Source organism: Vibrio diabolicus, assembly GCF_011801455.1.
Classification (GTDB): domain Bacteria; phylum Pseudomonadota; class Gammaproteobacteria; order Enterobacterales; family Vibrionaceae; genus Vibrio; species Vibrio diabolicus.
In genome coordinates, this window is record NZ_CP042452.1 from 1648325 (window position 1) to 1668706 (window position 20382).

The 20382-nt window shown below is 46.2% G+C and carries 21 protein-coding genes; 15 read left to right on the forward strand and 6 right to left on the reverse strand.

Features of this window, described 5'->3' with window-relative positions:
* The first annotated feature begins 18 nt into the window (after positions 1-18).
* A complete protein-coding gene (locus FR741_RS22705) occupies positions 19-693 on the forward strand; it encodes a fructose-6-phosphate aldolase (RefSeq protein ID WP_167427778.1) in 675 nt (224 codons plus the stop codon).
* Between the two features lie 343 nt (positions 694-1036).
* The gene (locus FR741_RS22710; protein WP_053808269.1) at positions 1037-1549 is read left to right on the forward strand and encodes a DUF2799 domain-containing protein; all 513 of its coding nucleotides are present in this window, start codon (positions 1037-1039) and stop codon (positions 1547-1549) included.
* A 10-nt stretch (positions 1550-1559) separates the two neighbouring features.
* On the opposite strand, the gene FR741_RS22715 is transcribed toward FR741_RS22710, so the two are convergent.
* Positions 1560-2015, reverse strand: coding sequence for a GNAT family N-acetyltransferase (locus tag FR741_RS22715; RefSeq protein ID WP_167427779.1), 456 nt, complete (start codon positions 2013-2015; stop codon positions 1560-1562).
* 25 nt (positions 2016-2040) lie between these two features.
* On the reverse strand, positions 2041-2511 hold the full coding sequence (locus tag FR741_RS22720; RefSeq protein WP_167427780.1) for a GNAT family N-acetyltransferase: 471 nt from the start codon (positions 2509-2511) through the stop codon (positions 2041-2043).
* A 132-nt stretch (positions 2512-2643) separates the two neighbouring features.
* Between FR741_RS22720 and FR741_RS22725 the strand changes: the two genes are divergently transcribed.
* The 10 genes from FR741_RS22725 (at position 2644) to FR741_RS22770 (ending at position 13843) form a co-directional block, all read left to right on the forward strand.
* Positions 2644-3834, forward strand: coding sequence for an MFS transporter (locus FR741_RS22725; RefSeq protein ID WP_152813220.1), 1191 nt, complete (start codon positions 2644-2646; stop codon positions 3832-3834).
* On the forward strand, positions 3809-4777 hold the full coding sequence (yidZ, locus tag FR741_RS22730; protein WP_024702169.1) for an HTH-type transcriptional regulator YidZ: 969 nt from the start codon (positions 3809-3811) through the stop codon (positions 4775-4777). Before FR741_RS22725 ends, yidZ begins: the two co-directional genes overlap by 26 nt.
* 141 nt (positions 4778-4918) lie before the next feature.
* Positions 4919-5788 (forward strand): DMT family transporter, encoded by an 870-nt coding sequence (locus tag FR741_RS22735; protein WP_140087581.1) that lies wholly within the window; start codon positions 4919-4921, stop codon positions 5786-5788.
* Between the two features lie 388 nt (positions 5789-6176).
* Positions 6177-8351 (forward strand): FUSC family protein, encoded by a 2175-nt coding sequence (locus FR741_RS22740; RefSeq protein WP_167427781.1) that lies wholly within the window; start codon positions 6177-6179, stop codon positions 8349-8351.
* Positions 8352-8361: 10 nt separating this feature from the next.
* Positions 8362-10005, forward strand: a complete 1644-nt coding sequence (locus FR741_RS22745) for a TolC family protein (RefSeq protein ID WP_167427782.1) — start codon at positions 8362-8364, stop codon at positions 10003-10005.
* The gene (locus FR741_RS22750; protein WP_005462724.1) at positions 10005-10208 is read left to right on the forward strand and encodes a DUF1656 domain-containing protein; all 204 of its coding nucleotides are present in this window, start codon (positions 10005-10007) and stop codon (positions 10206-10208) included. The genes FR741_RS22745 and FR741_RS22750 overlap by 1 nt, the downstream gene beginning before the upstream one ends.
* Before the next feature lie 12 nt (positions 10209-10220).
* A complete protein-coding gene (locus tag FR741_RS22755; RefSeq protein ID WP_167427783.1) occupies positions 10221-11111 on the forward strand; it encodes an HlyD family secretion protein in 891 nt (296 codons plus the stop codon).
* Positions 11112-11127: 16 nt separating this feature from the next.
* On the forward strand, positions 11128-11814 hold the full coding sequence (locus tag FR741_RS22760; protein WP_005396612.1) for a potassium channel family protein: 687 nt from the start codon (positions 11128-11130) through the stop codon (positions 11812-11814).
* Positions 11807-12955, forward strand: coding sequence for an AI-2E family transporter (locus tag FR741_RS22765; RefSeq protein ID WP_005396613.1), 1149 nt, complete (start codon positions 11807-11809; stop codon positions 12953-12955). Before FR741_RS22760 ends, FR741_RS22765 begins: the two co-directional genes overlap by 8 nt.
* Before the next feature lie 216 nt (positions 12956-13171).
* A complete protein-coding gene (locus FR741_RS22770) occupies positions 13172-13843 on the forward strand; it encodes a DUF2057 domain-containing protein (RefSeq protein WP_005396614.1) in 672 nt (223 codons plus the stop codon).
* A gap of 134 nt (positions 13844-13977) precedes the next feature.
* Here the strand turns inward: FR741_RS22770 and FR741_RS22775 are convergent, their stop codons facing one another.
* Positions 13978-14742, reverse strand: coding sequence for a ferredoxin--NADP reductase (locus tag FR741_RS22775; protein WP_167427784.1), 765 nt, complete (start codon positions 14740-14742; stop codon positions 13978-13980).
* 210 nt (positions 14743-14952) lie between these two features.
* Between FR741_RS22775 and FR741_RS22780 the strand changes: the two genes are divergently transcribed.
* On the forward strand, positions 14953-15405 hold the full coding sequence (locus FR741_RS22780; RefSeq protein ID WP_005374933.1) for an acyl-CoA thioesterase: 453 nt from the start codon (positions 14953-14955) through the stop codon (positions 15403-15405).
* 968 nt (positions 15406-16373) lie between these two features.
* Here FR741_RS22780 and FR741_RS22785 read toward each other — a convergent pair.
* Complete coding sequence (locus FR741_RS22785; RefSeq protein WP_005396617.1) at positions 16374-16592, reverse strand: VF530 family protein; 219 nt, start codon at positions 16590-16592, stop codon at positions 16374-16376.
* A 150-nt stretch (positions 16593-16742) separates the two neighbouring features.
* Here FR741_RS22785 and FR741_RS22790 point away from each other — a divergent pair, with 150 nt between their 5' ends.
* Positions 16743-17666 carry a LysR family transcriptional regulator gene (locus tag FR741_RS22790; RefSeq protein WP_167427876.1) on the forward strand — a complete coding sequence of 308 codons (924 nt, stop codon included), beginning with the start codon at positions 16743-16745 and terminating at the stop codon, positions 17664-17666.
* Here FR741_RS22790 and FR741_RS22795 read toward each other — a convergent pair.
* Both FR741_RS22795 and FR741_RS22800 read right to left on the reverse strand, forming a co-directional pair.
* Entirely contained in the window at positions 17663-17953 is a 291-nt protein-coding gene (locus tag FR741_RS22795; RefSeq protein WP_005499915.1) for a putative quinol monooxygenase, read from the reverse strand. The two genes, FR741_RS22790 and FR741_RS22795, sit on opposite strands and share 4 nt — an antisense overlap.
* A 69-nt stretch (positions 17954-18022) precedes the next feature.
* Entirely contained in the window at positions 18023-18676 is a 654-nt protein-coding gene (locus tag FR741_RS22800; RefSeq protein WP_005374924.1) for an oxygen-insensitive NAD(P)H-dependent nitroreductase NfsB, read from the reverse strand.
* Between the two features lie 167 nt (positions 18677-18843).
* On the opposite strand from FR741_RS22800, the gene FR741_RS22805 reads away from it, so the two are divergent.
* Positions 18844-20307 (forward strand): helix-turn-helix domain-containing protein, encoded by a 1464-nt coding sequence (locus tag FR741_RS22805; protein WP_408646640.1) that lies wholly within the window; start codon positions 18844-18846, stop codon positions 20305-20307.
* Positions 20308-20382 lie beyond the last annotated feature (75 nt).

A 20382-nucleotide genomic window follows, 5' to 3' on the forward strand; every position in this document is an offset into this window, starting at 1 on the left:
TTGTATAAGGTAGAACCCATGATCGAACTCTATTTAGATACTGCTGACGTGGCAGAAGTAAAACGCTTTAACCAATGCCTACCTCTGAAAGGGGTAACCACAAATCCAAGTATTTTGGCGAAGTCAAAACAAGGCTTGAACCAAACCTTAGCTGGCATGCAAGAAGCGTTAGGGGGCACACCCCGTTTCCATGCTCAAGTGGTGAGCACAACTGTAGAAGGCATGGTAGAAGAAGCGCGCCAAATCCAAGAATTACCCTATGATATGGTCGTTAAAGTGCCAGCAACCGAAACGGGCATAGCGGCAATTAAGTTAATGAAAAAAGAGGGAATTCAAGTACTCGCCACTGCTATTTACTCTGCTCAGCAAGGTTTCCTTGCGGCATTGTGTGGCGCTGACTATCTTGCGCCTTATGTGAACCGTATTGATGCGATGAACGGAAACGGTGTAGAAGTGGTCGCAGACCTGCAATTGCTACTGGATCAAAACCAACTGCCTGCAAAAATTTTGGCAGCGAGTTTTAAGAATACCCAACAAGCGATGGAAGTGATGAAGTTAGGTATTGAAGCGATTACCTTGCCTGTCGATGTGGCCGCGCAGATGTTTTCTCATCCAGCAGTTCAGCCGGCTGTCGATCAATTTGATAAAGACTGGAAGTCCGCGTTTGGCAACAAACTTTCATTTGAAAGTTAAGCGTAAAATTATCGAAAGTCCCATTCCTCCTCGATCGAGGGGCTTTTGATATGGGAATCTCTGAGAAAAAGTAACATTCGCGCAGGCAACTGTTTGTAGATGCGGCTTACGAAGAGATTCCCAGCCCACTAGTCTCACCTCTCCTTTCACGCAAAGCACTCTATTCGTAACATCACTACTGACGAACAACGCTCGTTCCACAAGCAAAAAATTTTTGCTTCAAGCCGACAAACTCACAAGCGCAACGCATCAATAACTCGGTAATTATTAATTTTATCTATTGGAAATGAACACTGTTCATTTATAATCAGCGAACCTAACGCAGTAACAAGGAATCCACTTCATGAAACGCATTGCGCTTCTCTTTGCCATATTTGCATTACTTTCTGGTTGTAGCAGCATGTCGCCAGAACAATGCCAAACCGCAGACTGGTATCGCGTCGGCTACCAAGATGGCCGCTCAGGCAACAACCCAAACATTTTGTACGAATACATTAAAGACTGTCGCGAAGCAGGCGTAACGCCAAATCACGTTGAGTGGCAAGACGGTTTCGATAAAGGCACCATTCTTTACTGTTCGCCAGACAATGGTTACACGGTGGGTGTAGAAGGAAAAACCTACTATGGCGTTTGCTCTAACGATCTTTTCCTTAAAAACTATCAGTTAGGCCATCAAGAATATCAGCGTCAACAACGCATTAATGCGTTAGATGCGGAGATATCACGCCTTGATCATCAATTGGATGCAAACTTAGATAAAGACAACGCGAAGCGTATTAGAGAGAGAAGAAAACAACTGGCGCGTGAGCGTGCATCACTCATCTCGCCAGGAGCTAATTACTACTTTAACTTTTAGTCGCGACGGGCTACAACGCTAGGGTCATAAAGCGGCTGTTTGGATCAGGTTGATAGTCGCCAAACGGCTCGCAGTACACGAAGCCATGTTTTTCATATAGGCGATACGCAGGTTCAAAAAATGCCATCGACCCAGTTTCCAAACTTAGACGTTGTATCCCCTGATGTTTCGCTTGCTCAATCACGTGATTGAGTAAGCGGGATGCCACGCCCTGTTTTCTCGCCGACGGCGTCGTACGCATCGATTTCAACTCTGCGTGACCATCTTCTAGTTGGCTCATTGCCACACATCCCAATAGCTGCTCACCATCCCAGCCCGTCCAAAATGTGATTGAAGGCAGCTTCAACTTGCTTACATCTAACGCATGCACGCTCTCTGGTGGCGATGTAGCGTACATGTCCTGTAAATGCTCTTCCAACAACGCAAGCACCTGCGGCCGTTCTAAATCGTCAATTTCAATTCTCATATTTCCATCCTTGGTGTTTTCCTAGTTAAAGCGGTTGTCTCATAATGTGCTGCGGTCCAACGGGGCCGCCGTGGTAAAGCTCATTGGTATCTTCAAACCCTGATTTTAAATAGCACTGATAAGCAGGTATGTTGCGGCAATTCACGGTGAGATAAAGCGCATCAAACTCGGGATAATGGCGTTTGGCGAAATCGGCAAACTGTTGAATGGCTTGCTTGGCGATGCCTTTGCCTTGATGACGGTGATCCACCAGCAAAGCACGCACGCCTAAACTGTTTTTCGAGCAAAAATCGTATTTCTCGTTGTAAGCAGCATCAAATAGAAAAAAGCCAACCACGTCATCGTCCGCCAAAATCAGATGCGGAAGCTCTGTGGGTTCAAGACGTGTAAGCATTTCACCCACATCCGCGACCGTAAACTGCGATTGCTCTTCTAGCACGCTAAGTTCGCAAGTTTGTTCATGTCGCTCAGGCGAATACTTTTCAATAGTAATCATAATCTTCCTTGTTGTTTTTATGCTCAATTCATACAGGGTATGTCGTAAATAGAAATACCTAGTGTCGTATTTCCCACTCGCAGGCAAACGTTTAGCACTCTATTATCCTCGCCATTCGATAGAGAGGTTTCCATGTCCCGTTTTTTACTTTGTAGTTTTGCACTCGTTTTACTCTACCCTACTGCCATTGATTTGTATCTTGTTGGTTTGCCTCAAATTGCGTCAGATCTCAACGCCAGTGAATCTCAGTTGCATATTGCGTTTTCGATCTATTTAGCTGGCATGGCTACCACCATGTTATTCGCGGGGAAAATTGCAGACTCTGTGGGACGAAAGCCTGTTGCCGTCGTCGGCGCGATGATCTTCGTGCTCGCGTCTTTTCTCGGCGGGATGGCTGAGCAACCAAACGCTTTCTTGATTGCTCGCTTTTGCCAAGGCATCGGAGCTGGATCTTGCTATGTCGTCGCGTTCGCGATTTTACGCGACACGTTAGACGATGAGCGCCGCGCGAAAGTATTGTCGATGCTCAATGGCATCACCTGTATCATCCCAGTGATCGCACCCGTGATTGGTCACTTGATTATGCTGAAATTTCCTTGGCCGAGTTTGTTTACCACAATGGCAGGAATGGGCATTCTCGTCAGTGTATTGGCCATTTTTGTTCTCAAGGAATCACTACCCAGCCAACAACGTGAAGAACAGACAGCGCCAGAGAGCCATCAAGAGACTTTCTTCGAGCGATTTTTTATCAGTAGGCTGATCATTACTGCGCTTGGAGTGACCACCATTCTGACCTTTGTTAACGCTTCACCAATTGTCGTGATGAGCATGCTTGGTTTTGATCGCGGTGGCTATTCTTCCATCATGGCTGGGACTGCGACGATCAGTATGTTGATTTCGTTCTCGGCGCCATTGGCATTGGGGATTTTTAAGCAGCGAACCTTAATGATGACCTCTCAAGTATTGCTCGCTTGTGCAGCCATCGTGCTCAGTGCTGCCCATTTCCATGATGGACAATCTCATTACTATGTGTTCGGACTTGGTCTGATTTGCGCTGGCTTCGCTTGTGGCTTTGGCGTGGCCATGAGCCAAGCGCTCAGCCCATTCTCTCAACAAGCTGGCGTGGCGAGCTCGTTACTGGGCATTGCTCAAGTTTGTAGTTCAGCGTTCTATATTTGGTTTATGGGTTTCATCGGCGTTAGTGCACTGAATATGTTGGTGTTTATCTTAGTGTTAGGTAGCGTAATCAGCCTTGCTCTAATACTATTGATTCCAAAGCCTGTTCACGATACCCATTATGAAGAAATCCCTAGCGCGACTTGATTTAAACTTACTGTTCACTCTGCAATTATTGCTGCAAGAGCAAAGCGTCTCGAAAGCCTCGAAAAAGCTGAACGTTACGCCCTCTACCGTAAGTAAGTCGCTCAACAAACTTCGTCATTGGTTCGATGATCCCTTGTTTGTCAAAACACCTAAAGGTCTTGCGCCAACGCCTTTGGCACAAAGCATGGAGCAAGATCTTGCAGAATGGCTGCAAATTGGCAGCCAGATTGCAGAAAAACGCAGCGATATTACGCCTAAAGGAGTGCGTTTTGATATCACGATTGAGTCGCCATTAGTGCTCACGGTACTGGACAGACTCATCGTCGCTATCCACCAGCGATACCCTGAAGCGAAAGTAAAAACCAGTAACTGGGATTACGATTCACTCGACGCCATCATTAGAGGCGAGGCAGATATCGGTTTTACCGGCCGAGAAAGTCACCCGAGATCGAAAGAGTCGTTGGATCTTCTGCCATATTTCTTGGATTTTGAGATTCTATTTTATGACCTGCCGATGGTGTATTTGCATAAAGATCATCCGGCATTACAGCAAGAGTGGAATCTCGAGACCTTTCTGAGCTACCAACACATCAATATTGTTTGGGAAAAAAGTGAAACTTGGGCGTTGGATGAAGTGTTAACGGAACTAGGGCTACAGCGCTCTATCGGGCTGACGATGTCCAACTTTGAGCAATCCCTTTTTATGGCAGCGCAGCCCACGCATGACATGATCACCACCGCGCCGCACTATTGCAAAAGCTACACAGAAAAGCTGCATCTCGATTTGGTGTGCTTGCCAATTCCGTTAGACCAAACTCAACAAGACAAGTTACTGATTCCATTTACCATGATTTGGCATAAACGCAATGCGTACAATCCCAAATTGCTATGGTTGAAAAACACCATCAAGTCATTGTACGAACAACCATCCCTACCACAGTAACACTCAGGCTAAGGTCAGGTTTTCTTTGGTGATTTTTGATGGTTTTCTCGCTCTGACAGCTATAACTAATCACTTTATCAACTAATGAAAAAGGTCGTTTGACGCTACACTCAATCCATATTTCTGCGTTAAGGGCCAAGGATGTCGACCTTTTTACTCACTGCTATTACGATGCTGGCGTTCGCTGCCAATTCATTATTGTGCCGACTTGCATTGGCCGAAGGGTTGATTGATGCAGGAAGCTTCACTCTCGTTCGATTGATATCTGGCGCGATTACCTTAATCGCATTGCTTGTCGTGAGAGGTCAGTGGAAAACCGATCGGCCAACTTCTCGCTTTCGCTTTTTTGCTGGCGTGGCGTTATTTGGTTACGCTGCCCTTTTCTCTTTCGCGTACTTACAACTGGCGACAGGAACCGGTGCTTTGCTTTTGTTTGGTGCCGTGCAACTGACTTTACTGGCAATCTATTGGTGGCAAGGTGAGCGCTTTCAGTTTCTCGAAATCATCGGTATCGGCCTTTCGATTGTTGGCTTTGTTTGGTTAATGTTGCCATCTGCCACTCGCCCCGATATCAGTTCTGCATTTCTCATGTTGATTTCTGGCGTTTGTTGGGCTGCGTTTACTGCGCTCGGCAAACAAGCGCCTTCTCCAAGTAGTGGCATCACATGGGGGTTTATCGCTGCATCTATAATTGGCATACTCCTATCACCATTGATGCTGTCCTCAATCCATCTCTCTCTGAGCGGAATTTTGCTCGCTATCACGTCTGGCGCCATTGCATCTGGCCTTGGGTATACGCTTTGGTATCAAGTCATGCGTAAGCTCTCTTTACTTCAGGCCGCCGTCAGCCAACTTTCCGTGCCAGCCATTGCTTTGCTACTAGGTACCGTCGTACTCCACGAACCTCTTTCGCTGCATACACTTTTAACCAGTGGCATCATTCTTGGTGGTATCGCTTTGGTTTTTTTATCTCGATCCAAAAAAACAAGCGAACAATCGGCAAGCCGATAAAAAATAATAACTTTCCCTCTCAAATACCCATTCATCATCTATGCTTTTTAAAGCAGCAAAGCTCATTGCAGATGGTACGAGTGGCCTGCTTTAGTATCAGGCGAAGGATATAAGGTGAGAATTGGCTCACACAACACAACGATTTTGTTTCAAAAGTGAGAATCGTCACAGATCGCGATTTTGCTCGTTTTAGGCGTTTCATCAATAACGCCAAGGGCTAGCGCGAGATCGAGCCAAATACGCACTTTGTGTTTTGACAAAGGGTTTACAAAGCACACTTTTTCACCCGCTATATTCCGCCCCCCGAATTTATTCAGAACAAGATTCTGATTATTCACATAAGAAATTCATCAACTTATAACGATAAGCCTGAGCAAACTTTGACACTATGAACGACAAAATAAAATTCGCTATTAAAGTATCGCTTAGCCTGACTCTGGCTTATCTGATCCCGTTTGCCATGGGTTGGCCGCAAGCATCGACGGCCGCAACCACAGTGATGCTGATTGCATCCACAGGCAGTCGTCGTGAATCACTCGCCAAAGGTACCTTACGTGTGTTCGGTACGTTGGTTGGCGCCGTCGTTGGCTTGTTACTGGTGGGATTGTTTGCCCAAGACCGCTTGCTGTACATGCTGAGCGTATCGGTTGTGGTCTCTTTCATTTTTTACTTCCGTAATGCCTATCAAAAAGATCCAACGCTACTCATGCTGACCGGTGTGATGACGCTAATGATGTCCAATGGCGGTGACGCAGAAGGTGCGTTTCTTTATGGCGTTGACCGCGCTTATATGACGGTGTTTGGGGTGGTGGTTTACACACTCGTCGGGACTTTCTTATTCCCTACCAAAACAGAACAAAACCTAAGACAGCTCATCGAACAACTCAACCAAGCACAACGCGCGTTGTTCACCGCTATCTTGCAAAATTTCGAGCAAAAATCGGCAGAGCAAGTCTCTCCTCAAGAAAAGGGAGAAGAAAATCCAGAAGCAGGAGAGCCACAACCTAGCGTGGATTCTCTTATCGAACAGATGTTTGCCGCCCAAAATGCGCTCGAACAGCGTTTTGCCACAGTCAGTGTGGAATGCAGCGACGTGTCGGCCTACATGAAAGAGTGGCGCTTGGCGGTTCATTTGAACAAGCAGGTAACGCAACAATTGACCGTCGCGGCGCACAGCCACTTTAGCCACCAGCAAGACCGTGAAAGCATCAGCAACTTTGATCAAGCCGTTGCGGAAATTGACGCGCTATTTGATACCTGCCAACAAGTGTGGGACGAAAAAGAGCCCGCTTTTCGTGCTCAAGAATTCAAAGTCGAATACAACCAAGCGTTGCTTGAAGACGCAGCGCACCTAGAGAAAGGATCTGCGCTTATGCTGGGGCACCTCTTGGGGCTCATGCATCAAAACTTGTCGCGTTTGGCGGAGAGCATTAGCTGCATTGACTCTGTGACGAACAATGTCTCCTTTGACGTGCCACTGCCAAAACCGAAAGGCAAGTTTCTATGGTGGGACGCAGAAAACTTTAAAACCGCGGTCAAAACCTTTGTCACTTATTGGGTTGCAGGACTGATTTGGATTTATTTCAATCCGCCAGGCGGCTACTCGTTCGTAGTCTTCTCGACCATGTTTATGTCTTTGCTGTCGTTCGTACCTGTGCACCCGATTTTGTTGCTTGTGCTGTTCACTTTCGGCTTCTTGTTCGCGGTGCCTTCTTACGTCTTCATTCTTCCGCAATTGGATCTCGGGTTAGAACTTGGCCTGTTCATTTTTATCTACACTTTTATCGGCTTTTATCTGTTCAACGGGCCAGTGACGATTTTCTACATGGTGGGCTTGTTTGTTCTTGGTTTAGACAACAACATGTTCTATCACTTCGGGATCCTCATGACGATCATGCTGCTGTTCTACATGGTGGTGTTCATGATCATTTTCGCGCACTACTTCCCGTTTAGCTCACGACCAGAACACCTCTTTTTGACTATAAAAGAGCGCTATTTTAGGCACACTCGGGATCTGTTTGACTCCTATCAGAAGCAGTCCAGCTCGATTATTACGCCGCTCAAACGGGCCTTGCATTTGGTGACGCTCAACGTTTCATCGAAAAAGCTCAAGGTGTGGGGTTCGAAAATCAACCACAAACACTTTGACAAAACCACGCCAGAAGCGATTGGCGCGTTTAGCAAAGCGTGTGATGTACTCAGTAGTCATATCAACATCTTAATGGCCGCAGAGAAAAAGTTGCTGACCAATCCGTTGATTACTCAACTTCGCCAACAACACCGCGATTCCATCATTCCTTTGATGGCGGGCGCTTTAGCCAGCCATCAAGCAACACAAGAACTCGATTCCGTATTCGACCAATACAGTCAGGATTACCAAACATTCGAAGATAAACTGGAAGATTTTTTTAGTGAGTTAGATTTATCTGACTACGCTTATTCTGAGATAGCCGGTTTTTATATCTTGCTGAATTTAAAACGGAACGTGTTCGAAGCAATCAAGCATTGCAAGCAAACCTACGAGGATATCGATTGGGTGAACTTACAACAGAAGCGGTTTTAAAGGTGGGGATATGATGCTTCCAAAACTAACCAAACCAAGCCTCGCCATACTTTCTTTGCTCGGACTCAGTGCGTGTACCACTGTGGGGCCAGACTATGTTCATCCAAAGCAGGCGCCAATGCCAAGTGACTGGTCGGTGCAAAAAGCAGCCAAAGATACGCAGCAATCAGAGCAACAGCTACAACAATGGTGGCAGCAATTTAATGACTCAACTCTCAATCAGCTGGTTGAGTTGGCGAGCAAACAGAACCTCGATTTAGAAGCCGCGGGACTGCGTATTGTCCAAGCTCGTTCATTGCTTGGCATTTCGACTGGCTTGCAATACCCGCAAGTTCAAACCGTGTCAGGAAATCTAGCGCGTGCCTACGTGAATGATCAGGGTGTAAACAACGCCGCTCTGTCGTTTGATGCTGCGTGGGAAATGGATATTTGGGGAAAATACGCTCGTAGCATCGAATCAGCAGAAGCTGGTTATTACGCATCCATCGCGTCGTATCACGACATCATGGTCACCATCACCGCAGAAGTGGCGCGTAACTACATTAACTATCGCACGTTCCAAGAGCGCATTTTGCTGTCTCGTCGCAACATCGAAATTCAAGAGCGTGTCGTCCGCATTACACAGGTGCAGTTCGACTCTGGCAACGTTACAGAGCTAGACGTACAGCAAGCGAAAAACCAGCTTTACACCACAAAAGCCGCGCAACCAAGCCTCGAAGTGGCGATGAAGCAGTCGCGCACGGCACTTGCTTTGCTGTTGGGTGTACTGCCTGAAGAAGTAGAGAAATTGCTGCAATCGGACGGTTTGACACAGCAAATTGCTGACTATGAAGCGCAGTTCAAATCGACAGGCAGAAAATCGGCGTTATCGGGCACCGACGAGCGCTCCATTGTGCCGCGTCCACCTCTGTTGGATACCCAAGTGGACGCAAACTTAGTGATGCGACGCCCGGATTTGCAAGTCTCTGAGATGCAAGCTCGCGCGCAGAGTGCGCAAATTGGCGTGGCGGAAACCGCTCTTTACCCAAGCTTTTCACTGTTCGGCTCCATCGGTATCGACAGTACGGTTCCCGATGGCAGCAGTTTCAGTTTTAGCGATTCGCTCACCATGGTGGTTGGCCCAACGTTCAGTTGGAATATTTTCCAATACGGACGCGTGAAAAATAACATTCGTTTCGAAGATGCTCGCTTCCAAGAAACGCTGACCAACTACAACAAAAAAGTGCTGCAAGCCGTTAATGAAGTCACCAATGCAATCGAAGCGTATGACCTGTATTTACAGCAAAAAGATTTACGCTTGCAATCAGTCAACTCTTCCATTCGTGCATTCAACATCTCCATGACACAGTACGAAAACGGCCAAATCTCTTTTGAACGTCTGCTCAACTCGGTAGAGAAAATGACCCGTGCGGAAGACAGCTACGCAACGATCAAAGGGAACGTCGCGAACCAAGTTGTAGCGCTCTACAAAGCCCTAGGTGGAGGCTGGCAAACCCAAACAGGCAAACCCTTCCTCAGTGAATCTATTGCCAAGCAAATGACAGAACGAACTGACTGGGATGGTTATTTAAATGAAGAAAACCGCGTATTGCCGCCTTTGCGCCTCGAAACTCCGGATGAGACCAGTGATGAGAACAAAACGGAGGATCTCTAATGCCTCATGAACTCTCTTGGGGAGACATTTACTTTTCTCCCACGTTACTGGTGCTCTTTCTCGCCGTCACGGCAACGTGGATAACGGTGATGATATTGAACAAGACACGTTTGTCTCGCTTCATCGCTTTTCCGTCTCTGACATTTATTGCCATCATGGTCGGTTATGTGGTGGCCATCGACAGCTTTTATATTCAATTTTAGGTGCCAAACAAGATGAAAAAACTATTCGTAATCGCACTCAATCTTGTCATTCTTGGTGGCGCAGCTTGGCTCGGCTATCAAAAATTTGAAGAGTATTTTAATAACCCTTGGACACGCGACGGCCAAGTGCGCGCCAACGTCATCAAAGTAGCTCCTCGTGTATCAGGCCCAATTGTAAATGTCGCGGTGCAAGACAACCAAGAAGTGAAAACAGGCGATTTACTGTTTGAAATCGACCCTGCGACTTACGAAGTTGCTTTGTCTCAAGCCGAAGTGGCACTAGAACGCGCCATTGTTAGCTCTCGCGGTAAAAAAATCGAATACGATCGCCTTAAAGACATTCGCGCGAAAGACCGCGGCGCTGTTTCTCACAAGGATCTGATTCGTCGTGAAATCGCTTACGAGGAATCGCTACTGCAAATCAAATCTGCAGAAGAGCAATTAAAGTCAGCGCGACTTAACCTCAGTTTCACCAAAGTTTATGCGGCCGTCGATGGTTTTGTGTCTAATCTCGATATTCGAAACGGTACACAAGCGGTCGCAAACCAACCACTGCTCGCACTGATCGACAAAAACAGTTTCTGGGTATTTGGCTTCTTCCGCGAAAACCAACTCGCGCAAATCGAACCGGGTAGCCAAGCACGTGTCACTTTGATGTCTCACCCAGACACGCCAATTGACGCAACGGTTGACTCTATCGGTTGGGGTATTGCGCCGAAAGACGGCACGGTCGGCTACAACCTTCTTCCAAACGTGAACCCTGTTTTTCAGTGGATTCGCTTGGCACAACGTATTCCGGTGCGAATCTCAATCCAAGAACTTCCAGAAGATGTTGATCTTCGATTCGGGCTTTCTGCGTCCATCATGGTGATGAAAGATTCATCGGCAGAAAATGAACAGTAACTAAGTGAGAAGAACCATGGTCATTGGTAAAAAACTCAAAAACATTAATGAAGAAAACAACTTCTTCTATCTAACTTTAGCGCTGGTGATTTTGTTGCTAGGGAGTGCGATGGCACAAGTGGTGGGTGAAGGGACGATTGAACACATACTGCAGGCGTTCACGGTTCTCACGTTCATTGTCTGTTTTGCCAGCCTTCGCTTCGACAAAATGTGGTCTCGTTTCCTCTATACCCTGTTTGGCGTTTGGGTTCTTGTGATTGTGATCAAGACCGTTTTCAACATCCGAGAGATGAATGTAGTGATGCTTGCCCTCACCTTCGCGTTCTTTTTCGGCACTTTTAAATCCATCGCAAGGCAGATTCTTTTCACTGGCCACGTCAATAGCAACAAAGTCATTGGCTCAGTCGCGCTTTTCTTGCTGCTTGGTCTGATGTGGGCAATTGCCTATCTCATTCTTCTAGAGTTCTCGCCAACCTCATTCACTGGGATGGAAGCCATTTCTTGGGGGCAGAATTTCTCTAATGCGGCGTATTTTAGTTTCGTCACCTTAACCACGCTTGGTTATGGCGATATCAGCCCTCTAACACCTCTGGCTCAAGTCGTGGTGTATTTAGAGGCCATTACAGGTGTGTTCTATATGGCGATTGTTGTTTCAAGTCTCGTCAGTTCTAACATTGATCATCAGGTAAACAAAAATGGATAAACAATCGGTAAAAATCGACAGTAAGCTTTTCATCAGTAATATGGTGGAATCAGCAATACGCATTGGCTTGATCTTCGTCTTGCTGATGTTTACGTACGACATCATCAAACCCTTCATTCTTCCCGTTATTTGGGGTGCAATTATAGCCGTCGCTTTAATGCCACTTACAAAAAAGCTGGAGCGTGCATATGGCGGTCGTAGAGGCCTGGCAGCCACAACGATTGCTTTACTTGGTATTGCACTCTTAGTCACACCACTTGTTATGGTGTCAGGTTCTATTGTGGATGGTGCAACGCATGCGCTTGAAGTATTGCAAAACGGACAAGTGAAGATCCCAGGTCCAAAACCTTCCGTTGCGGATTGGCCTGTCGTAGGTGATAAGCTCTATGAGGTGTGGACCCTATTCGCGACTAACCTTGAACAAGCGATTCAAACCTTTATGCCGCAGATAAAGTCCGCGCTCACTTCTTTGCTAGGCACACTTGGCGGTGTATTGGGCAGTTTACTGCTTTCAATCTTGTCACTTGCGATTGCAGCAGGTTTTATGACGTACTCTGAATCTGCAGCATCAGGTCTAAGAACCATCGCTATTCGTACCGCTGGTGAAAACGCTAAAAGCTGGACCACGCTTATCGCAGCAACCATTAAAAGCGTACTGCTTGGCGTAGTCGGTGTGGCGGCGATTCAAGCGCTACTGATCGGTGCTGGTTTCTTTGTATTTGGCGTTCCGGCAGCTGGTTTGCTCACTCTGATTCTGATGATCTTGTGTATCGCTCAGCTACCAGCGCTGCTTGCCGTACTGCCAGTGATTGGCTTCATGTACATGACTCAAGATACAACGACAGCAACCATGTTTACTGTCTGGGTAGTTGTTGCAGCACTTTCTGAAAACCTGTTCAAACCAATGTTAATGGGACGTGGTGTCGACGTACCAATGCCTGTGATTCTGCTCGGTGCCATCGGTGGTATGCTTTTCTACGGCATCGTTGGTCTGTTCTTAGGTGCCGTTATCCTGGCGATTTGGTATGAGTTATTTGTTTGGTGGTTGAGCATTGAGAAAGCACAACAGCAAGAAGAAATGGCAGAACAACAAGACGCTTCTGATGACCAATCAGAGCCTGGACACGGTGCAGGCATATAATAAATCAATAAGTTAGAAAGAAACTTAATCTATAACTTATGATATCAAACCGCTCTATTGCAGCGGTTTGATTCTATTTGGATCACAGTTTCCCCGTAATAAATGCGATAAAAATGACGTTCTTGTTAAATTTTCATACTTCTTACACTTGGGAGTTGCAATCGGGCAATGAACGATGCACTCTCGATGACCACTAATTTGCTTAGGATAAAAACAATGAAATTGATCAAGCCTTTAACTTGTGCGCTTGCTCTCGCAATGAGTGGCATGGCATTCGCAGATGTAACCGTGAGTGTTCCTGACAACGTTTCAGTATTAGCGGCTAACGGTGAAAAAGCAGACCTTTCGGGTGGTTTTTTCGCCTCGGAAAGAACACTAACGTTACCTGATGGCGTTAACCAAGTCGTATTTCGCTTCGCCCCTTACTTTAACCAAGGTAATGACCGTTTAAGTGTTGAAAGCGATGTTATCGTTACACGATTTGACGCTGCCAATGCCGAGCTGACGCTACAAATGCCAGAATACCGCAACCTTCGCGATGCGGAAGAAAAGATCAAGGACTTAAATTGGAAACTGGTTGATGATTCAGGCAACACCGTCGCCGTTGAGCAAGACAAATTGATCAAACCGGGTATGCAAATCGGTCGTGATTACGTGCGTGAAGTGGAAAGCTACAACAAAACAGGCGGCGTTGCTGCTATCGCTGTTGCTGGTGCAGCCGTTGCTCAACCAGTCACACTACCAGCAAAGATTCCTGAAGATATGAAACAAGCGAGAGCGACTGCGGTTAAATCAGATTCGACAGCAGAAGAGATGCTGCACTTCTGGTACCAAAAAGCAGACGCAGAAACCAAAGCTCGCTTTAAAGCGTACGTTAATCAACAATAAGTCTGATTAACTCTATCGATATTAAAAAAGCCACTTCATGTGGCTTTTTTAATCGAACAAGCTAGGACGCTTGAGCGACTTTGGTATTGGTGATCATCATGTCTTCAATATGGTTATATCAATTTAACCAAACGCTACCAGTAACGCTCATAGATGATATTGCCTCCTGTTTTAGGACGATACTTTTCCAACCCAAGCCCTTGTAAGACTGGCAAGGTATCTTTGATCATCTGCGGGTTCCCACACATCATGACAAAACTACTTTGAGCAGAGAATGGCACATCAGCAGCGTTGGACAGTCTACCAAATTCGATGAGTTCAGGAATTCGACCTTGTAACTGACCATCCACCACTTCCCTACTGACTATCGGGATGTACTTTAATCTGCCTTCATATCGTTGCTGTAGTTGCTCAATCAGATATTTGTAGACCAGATCTTTTTCGTAGCGAACCGCATGAACAAGCACAATTCGCTCATTATGAGGTGGTAAGTTTATATCATCCAGTAGCGATAAAAACGGTCCAATACCTGTACCTGTAGATAGCAGCCACAGATCATGAGCCTGTTTAGGAATAGAATCGTGGATTAAGTCACCATGTGCGGTCTCACCAACATAAATGCTATCACCAGATTTAAGCTTTTGGAGCCTTGGAGAAAGTTGTCCTTGAGGGTCGGCTACTATTAGGAACTCCAACCAATCGAACTGTTCGCTTGGCGCATTAACCACAGAGTAAGCACGACTGATCAGCTTGCCTTCATCATCAAGCAAAGCAAGCTTGGTGAACTGACCAGCTTTAAAGGAAAGAGGCGCGCCTGAAACCCTTAAACTGAACAGTTCGCCAGTCCAGTCAATGCGTTTTTCCACCTTGGCTAGATTGAAACCTTTCAGCTCAGTCATGAGACACCTCCTATTTGGTTACTCTTAGTTAAACTTACGCCTTCAGCTCGATTATGTAAAGTTTCTAGTTTACATAATAATATTGCCATTTTATTTCACATTTTAAAAACAATTTTATTACACATTAAATAATTACATCTAGAATAAATGCTCAAAGTGATAAGTCGCGTCGCAATTTGTGGCAATGCAGATAAAAAAGGAGCACTAAAAATGGACACACTGTTAAAAGACTTTCCCGTTATCACAGAGATCAAAGTCGCATGGGGTGAAATGGATGCTCTGCAACACGTCAATAACGTGGTCTATTTTCGCTACTTCGAGACGGCGCGTTTAGATTACTTCAACAAAATTAATCTGCTAGTCGACCTGCAAACCTCACAAATTGGACCAGTACTGAGCGAGACACAATGCCGCTACAAGCTGCCTGTCACTTACCCAGACACGTTATTAGTCGGCTCGCGCGTGATCGACATGCAAGAAGATCGCATCACGATGGAATACCAAGTGCTGAGTAAGAAGTGGGGTAAGATTGCGACCATCGCCACCGCTACTGGTGTGATGTTTGATTTTAAGAACAACGTAAAAGCGGCGATTCCAGACCACGTTCGCCAGTCGATTTTAGACTTGGAAGGAACTGTGGGTAGCACGCATCATTTAGAGTAGCAAGAAACGAGAGATTAAAGGCGAGGTTCCCGACAGCGCTTCTTCATCGCTATCGGGAATAATGCTGAGGTACTATTCCAGCCTACACGATAAGAAAAGATGCGTCATTCTAGCGAGCCATAGCGAGACTAAGAATCTACTTACCGCTTGCTGCAGACCCTAGAGCGATGAATAAACTCAATACAATCTGAGAGTAGATTCTGAATCACGCTCGTTCCTCGCTGTTCAGAATGACGGTTCGAGTTTAGCTCTGACCTCTATAAAACCATCTAAAAAGCTATTCCAGACAAGCCTAAGTGACCATCCGGAATCTCGCCTTAAATGTAACAGCAGAGCTACTCTTCCTGCCTACGCGATAAGAAAAGCTGCGTCATTCTAGCAAGCCAAAGCGCGACGAAGAATCTACTTGCCGCTTGCTGCAGACCATAAAGCCATGAATAAACTCAATACAATCTGAGAGTAGATTCTGAATCACGCTCGTTCCTCTCGGTTCAGAATAACAGTTCGAGTTTGGCTCTGACCTCTACAAAACCATCTAAAAAAGCGATTCCAGACAAGCCTAAGTGACCATCCGGAATCTCGCTTTAGACGTATCAGTAGAGCGACTCTTCCAGCCTACGCGATAAGAAAAGCACGTCATTCTAGCGAGCCAAAGTGAGACTAAGAATCTACATACCGCTTGCTGCAGGCCATAGAGCTATGAATAAACTCAATACAATCTGAGGGTAGATTATGAATCACGCTCCTTCCTCGCTGTTCAGAATGACGAACCTCGTTTAGGTTCTGACTCTAAAACACTATCTAAAAAAACCATCCCGGACGAGCACAAGCGAGTCATTCGGAATCTCGCTTTAGACGTAATAGCAGAGCTACTCTTCCAGCCCACACGATAAGAAAAGTGGCGTCATTCTAGCGAGCCATAGCGAGACTAAGAATCTACTTACGGCTAGCTGCAGGCCATAGAGCGATTAGCAAAACGTCTCGATATACAGCGCTTCGACTTTGTCTCTTGCCCATTGCGTTTTACGCAAAAACTTCAGAGAAGATTTGATCGACGGATCTTTCTTAAAACAGTTCACTCGAACGCGCTCATACAGGCCATTCCAACCAAAGTGTTCAACTAGTCGGGTGACGATTTTTTCTAAACTCAACCCATGCAGAGGGTTATTCGGCTGTTCGTTGCTCATGTTGTTGATCCAGTAACGATGTAAGTGGCGGGCTAATCTAACTCAAAGTGACCACTTAACCTAATGTTTTCACCTTCAAAGGCGTTTAGCTTGAATTACTTTGCTCATCTCCCCTATAGTAGCTCAAACTTCACAAACATCCTTTTCACGATGAAAGCCCTCAACGACCTCAATATTTTTGTCGAAACAGCGCGCCAAGGCAGCTTTTCAAAAGCCGCTAACAGCATGAACATGACACCTGCCGCCATTAGCGCATCGATTAAGCGTCTTGAAGGGCAAATCGGTTTCCCACTGTTTGTGCGTTCTACTCGAAGCCTGCGTTTAACCTCAGAGGGCGAACTATTTTTAGACAAAACCACGCAAGCGTTGGCAACATTGCAAGAGGGGTTGGAGCAGATCTCAAGTGCGCGCGGGGAGTTGTCTGGTCAACTGCACATTACTGCACCCTCCGATTTTGGTCGCAATATGTTGCTCGATTGGGTGGATGAGTTCATCGATCTCTACCCAAATGTTTCCATTAAACTAGAGCTGTCCGATAGCTTGACGGATATGTACACCAAGCCTGTCGATATTGCGATTCGCTACGGCGAGCCGGCCGACTCCAATCTGGTCGTGTTGGCATTGTGTGGGGCAAACGAGCGGATCTTATGTGCATCGCCAGAGTACGTAGCTACACATCCAGAACTCACCTCTCCTGCCGATTTAACGCAACACAACTGTTTGTGCTATATGGTCGCGGATTCGGTCTACAACAAATGGACGCTCACGCGTGACGGCGAGAAAGAACAAGTCGTGGTCAGCGGTAACTTGATGAGCAACGATAGTGACTTGCCACATCGGTTAGCGCTCAAAGGCAAAGGCATTGCGAATAAATCGTTGATGGACATCAGCCGAGACTTAATCGAGGGAAGATTGGTGCGAGTGTTACCAGAGTGGGATTGCGGCCCAGTACCGCTCTACATGGTGTGCGCCGATCGTCGCTTACTGACGCCAACGATTCGGACTTTCCGCGACTTTATCCAACAAAAATGCTGCCAACAACGCGCCAACGTGCTGGCAACCTTCTGTCATTAGGCGATAAATCGAAGAGGACGAATCTGGGTATACTCAACCCAATCGTTCTCTTCCAATGTTTCAAGAAACGCCGCCATGTGCGGGCTTTGCAAATGCTTATCCAAGGCCTCTTGCGATGCCCAAATTTCTTGGAACATAAATAGGCCATCAACTTTTTCGTCGAGATACAACTCGTATTGGCAACAGCCTTCTTCTTGACGAGTTGGCTCTAGTAAACCAGCAAGCAAATTCACCACCTGATCCTTACTGTCTGGATAGGCTTTCACTTCTGCAACTAAGTGGATCATCGTTTTATCACTCTTTTGCGATTTATATATTGATTACAGGGTTCTACGTCACCTGCAAATAAGCTCGAATTAGATCTCGGTGAATACGGTTTCTGCGTCCCAGCGAGACTTTGGCGTTTTCGCGTTGAAGTCATCTTCCGCGTGGTAGCCAAGCGGCACGATCACAACGCTGGTGTAACCTTTTTCGCGCAAGCCAAATTCTTCATCCAGTACTTTGGGATCAAACCCTTCAATTGGCACTGCATCAATTTCTAGCGTCGAAGCTCCCAGCAGCAACGTACCCACGTTGAGGTAAACTTGTTTCTCCATCCAATGGTTCGCATCTTTCAGATCAAAACGGTGCATGTTTACAAAGTAGCTACGACCACCGCGCACAGCCGCTTTCGCTTCTTCAGTTGGGAATCGACCATCTTTTTCTTCTTGCACCATTAGCGCTTCAATGTAGTCGTTATCGATGCCTGTTTTTGCACAAAACACCAATACGTGAGAAGCATTGAGAATCTTCGCCGCGTTAAACGCGTAGTTCTCTTGCGCCGCTTTAGCGATGCGCTGTTTGCCTTCTTCTGTGCTTGCCAGAATGAAATGCCAAGGTTGAGAGTTCACACTCGATGGACTAAAACGAATCAGCTCTTTAACTGCATCGATTTTTTCTTGAGGTAGCTTGCGCGTTGGGTCAAACACTTTCGTTGAGTAACGAGATTTTGCAGCTTGTACGATATCCATGAGGTTCTCCAATTAATGAATTTAAGCTGTGTAACAGCATAACCTCATGAGATAAAGGGAAAAACCGATTTCGATTAAAAACATTTTCAAAATAAATTTGAAAATAAAACGATAAGAAAGGCTTTGAGCGTTCTCACTGAACTTCTTCATCTTTTCGACAATAATGCATATTTGCTCGCAACCTAACTCAACTCATGCTGCCTCAAGATAACGTTATTACATCCTTTCTGTGCAAAAAGCTCGGTCACAATCATCTGCGAATTGCCGGCGAATATTGGCACATTGAGAAGTTGGTTGCCTTGCAATGCATGATGTTGAAAGAAGCGCCTAACCTCCAAGAAGGGCTGCTTTGGTGGAGTAAAAGTGTTTCATTATTCGACCGCCGTTTGTACGTCACATTTCAACATGGTGATGCCCAAATCCATCTGCAAGTCGAATGCAGAACGGCCGATATGCCAAATTGGGCGGAGTCGGTGTTTGGCTTGCTCAAAATGCAGTTGGAAATGCTTGAGTTAAGCGAATCAATACAGGTACAAGTTCACGCCAACAACCCACTCGCGGCCGATATTTTTCTAGGGGAAACGCGAGATTCTAAAACGAGTTCAAGCGTGTTTGACTTGGTGAAACATGTTTATTTGCTGCTTTCTCACCAGCCAATTGAACAACCAGAATTGCTGAGTGTTTTGAACGCCTTGTTCATCAAAAACAGTAATTACGCGCTCAAGTTAGAGCAAGCGGCAAGGCAACTGGGCGTCTCCAAACGCACCCTGCAACGTCGACTGCAAGAAAAGCAAATGAGCTACTCTCAATGCGTTGATTTCGCTAAAAGAAAGCAAGCACTCACTTTGCTTGCCGATACCCAACTCACGACGCAGCAAATCGCCTATCAACTTGGTTACGAAGAGCCATCGAACTTTCACCGCACTTTTCGTCGTTGGTATCCGTTTTCACCCATGCAGTATCGCCAACAATGTTTGGATAACCGAACTCAGCTAAATCAGCAACCGATCCGCTTGTACTACGCCAAAGCCAATACCTTCGACGATAACCACATCGACCAACCTGTCGGCAAAATCTGGATGGAAGTGGACAATATTGCGTTTGAAAAAGTGGTCTCGGTAGAATGCCGTGACCGTGATGGTGCATGGCGGCGCTATCCCGCCTTCTTCGAGCGTTTTTTAAGTCATGGCATCGAACTATGGGCAACGACTGAACTTCCGGTGGCGCATCCCCTTACCTTTCGCCTGTGTTATGAAGTCGATGGGGAACGTTACATTGAGAATAACCACCAGCGTGATTATGTGGTTTCTAAGGGGCTTTTAATTGGCGCAACGGAATACATTGTCCCGACTCGGCAGCTTATTAATATTGGGGCGCAATACACGCTCTTTATCGAACTGGCATGCCGACTTGAAAACGTTGCGAGGATTGACTGTTACGTCGATGATGACCCCACACCTCACGCGATGCGCTTGACCCAACACTCGCTACATTATGCTTGTTGGGTGCTGCAATTATCGCTCACTCAAACTGCAAAGCAGTGCCGTTTCCGCCTTTATGATGAATCCGACAACGAGCTCGCGAAAGAGCATTACCCGATACAATATCCTATTGTGCAACCGCTCAATTAAAACTGTCGGTCAGATCAAAATCGTCTCTTCGTGACATCATTCCACGTCTTTTTTGGCGTGAAATGACACTCTCAA